This window comes from Pseudomonas sp. NPDC089554, assembly GCF_050280645.1.
Taxonomy (GTDB): Bacteria; Pseudomonadota; Gammaproteobacteria; order Pseudomonadales; family Pseudomonadaceae; genus Aquipseudomonas.
This window is the reverse complement of the sequence record NZ_JBNNVR010000190.1, coordinates 1-2,061: the sequence shown is the minus strand read 5'-3', so window position 1 is coordinate 2,061 and position 2,061 is coordinate 1. Positions and strand designations below refer to the sequence as shown.

2 pseudogenes are annotated in these 2,061 nt (G+C 65.8%); both read left to right on the top strand.

The window, feature by feature from the left end:
* Nucleotides 1-70: 70 nt before the first annotated feature.
* A pseudogene (locus ACQKPE_RS26385) lies at nucleotides 71-742 on the top strand (4Fe-4S dicluster domain-containing protein); the annotation flags it as partial.
* Between the two features lie 52 nt (nucleotides 743-794).
* A pseudogene (locus ACQKPE_RS26380) lies at nucleotides 795-1,997 on the top strand (PLP-dependent aminotransferase family protein); the annotation flags it as partial.
* Nucleotides 1,998-2,061: the final 64 nt, after the last annotated feature.

Here is a 2,061-nt window from a genome sequence, read left to right as displayed (position 1 = left end):
GTTCTGTTCGCGCAGGTGCTCCAGCGACGCGTTCAGGTCTTCCAGGGCTTCGGGGTAGCCGCTGGCGAACCGCGGCGAAGGCCGTGGGGCTCGCAAGAAAGGCAGCGACTACAAGGCCCAGGGCCTGGGCGACTGCATCGATTGCACCCTGTGCGTGCAGGTGTGCCCCACCGGCATCGACATTCGCGACGGCTTGCAGATGGCCTGTATCGGCTGCGCGGCCTGCATCGACGCCTGCGATGAGGTGATGGACAAGATGGGCTACGCCCGCGGCCTGGTCGGCTACCAGTCCGAACACACCCTGCAAGGCGGCACCACCCACTGGCTGCGCCCACGCCTGCTGGGCTATGCGGTAGCGTTGCTGGTAATGATCGGCGCACTGGTACTGGCCTTGCAGTTGCGCCCGATGGTGTCGCTGGATGTGATCAAGGACCGTGGTCTGTTCCGCGAGAACGCCCAAGGCCAGGTCGAGAACATCTACCTGCTCAAGGTCATCAACAAGACCCAGCAGACCCAGCATTACCAACTGCGCCTGGTGGACGCCGACGGCTTCGTGCTGCTGGGCAAGACCGAGTTCGTCATCCCGGCCGGGGAAATGAGCGAGTTGCCGGTATCGGTGGCGATGCTGGCCGAACGCCCCAGCAGCAGCTCGGTGGCATTGACCTTCGAGGTGCGCGACCGCGATGCGGCGCACGTACATAGCCGCGCGCAGAGTCGCTTCGTCGCACCGATGAACCGCTGATCCCTTACACTGCCCTTTCACCTTGCCTGACAGGCCTTCGATAGAGCGCACGATGAAACGCTACGAACGCTTCGCCGACGACATTGCCGAACTGATCCGCTCCGGGGTACTTGGCCCCGGCGAACGCGTGCCTTCGGTGCGCTATGCCAGCCAGACCCACGGGGTCAGCCCGTCCACGGTGTTCCAAGCCTACTACCTGCTCGAACGCCGCGGGCTGATCCGCGCAAGGCCGCGCTCGGGCTACTTCGTCAACACCCATGCGCCACGCCCGATCAACGAGCCGCAAGCCCTGGAGCCTGCAAGCGAGTCCACCGAAGTGGACGTCAGCGCCCTGGTGTTTTCCATCCTCGACTCGATCAAAGACCCACATACCGTCCCCTTCGGCTCGGCCTTCCCCAGCCCCACGCTGTTCCCCCTGCAACGCCTGTCCCGCTCACTGGCCAGCGCCACCCGCGCCATGGACCCACGCATGGTGGTCACCGACCTGTCGCCGGGCAACCCGCAGCTACGCCGGCAGATCGCCTTGCGCTACATGGTCGCCGGGCTGATGCTGCCGATGGAGGAACTACTGATCACCAACGGCGCGCTGGAGGCGCTGAACCTGTGTCTGCAAGCGGTGACCGAACCGGGCGACCTGGTGGCCATCGAGGCACCCGCCTTCTACGCCTGCCTGCAAGTGCTGGAGCGGCTCAAGCTCAAGGCCGTGGAAATTCCCGTGCAGCCGCGCGAAGGCATGGACCTCGGTGTGCTCGCGCAAACCCTGGAAAAACACCCGGTCAAGGCCGTGTGGTGCATGACCAATTTCCAGAACCCGGTGGGCGCGAGCATGCCCGAGGCCAAGAAGCAGGCGCTGGTCGAGCTGCTGCACCGCCACCAGGTGCCGCTGATCGAGGACGACGTGTACGCCGAGCTGTACTACGCCCAGCAGGCACCCAAGCCGGCCAAGGCCTTCGACCGCGACGGCCTGGTGATGCACTGCGGCTCGTTCGCCAAGAGCCTGGCGCCGGGTTACCGCATCGGCTGGGTGGCCGCCGGGCGCTTCGCCCAGAAGATCGAACGGCTCAAGCTGATGACCTCGCTGTGCGCCTCGATGCCGGCCCAGGCGGCGATTGCCGACTACCTGCAACACGGCGGCTACGACCGCCACCTGCGCAAGCTGCGCTACGCCCTGGAAGGCCAGCAGGCCAACATGCTGGCGGCCATCGCCAAGCACTTCCCGGCGCAGACCCGCGTCAGCCAGCCCAGTGGTGGGTATTCCTGTGGCTGACCACGGGCCTGGCGATGATCTACACCCGCCGCGAAAGCGACGTCACCTACCC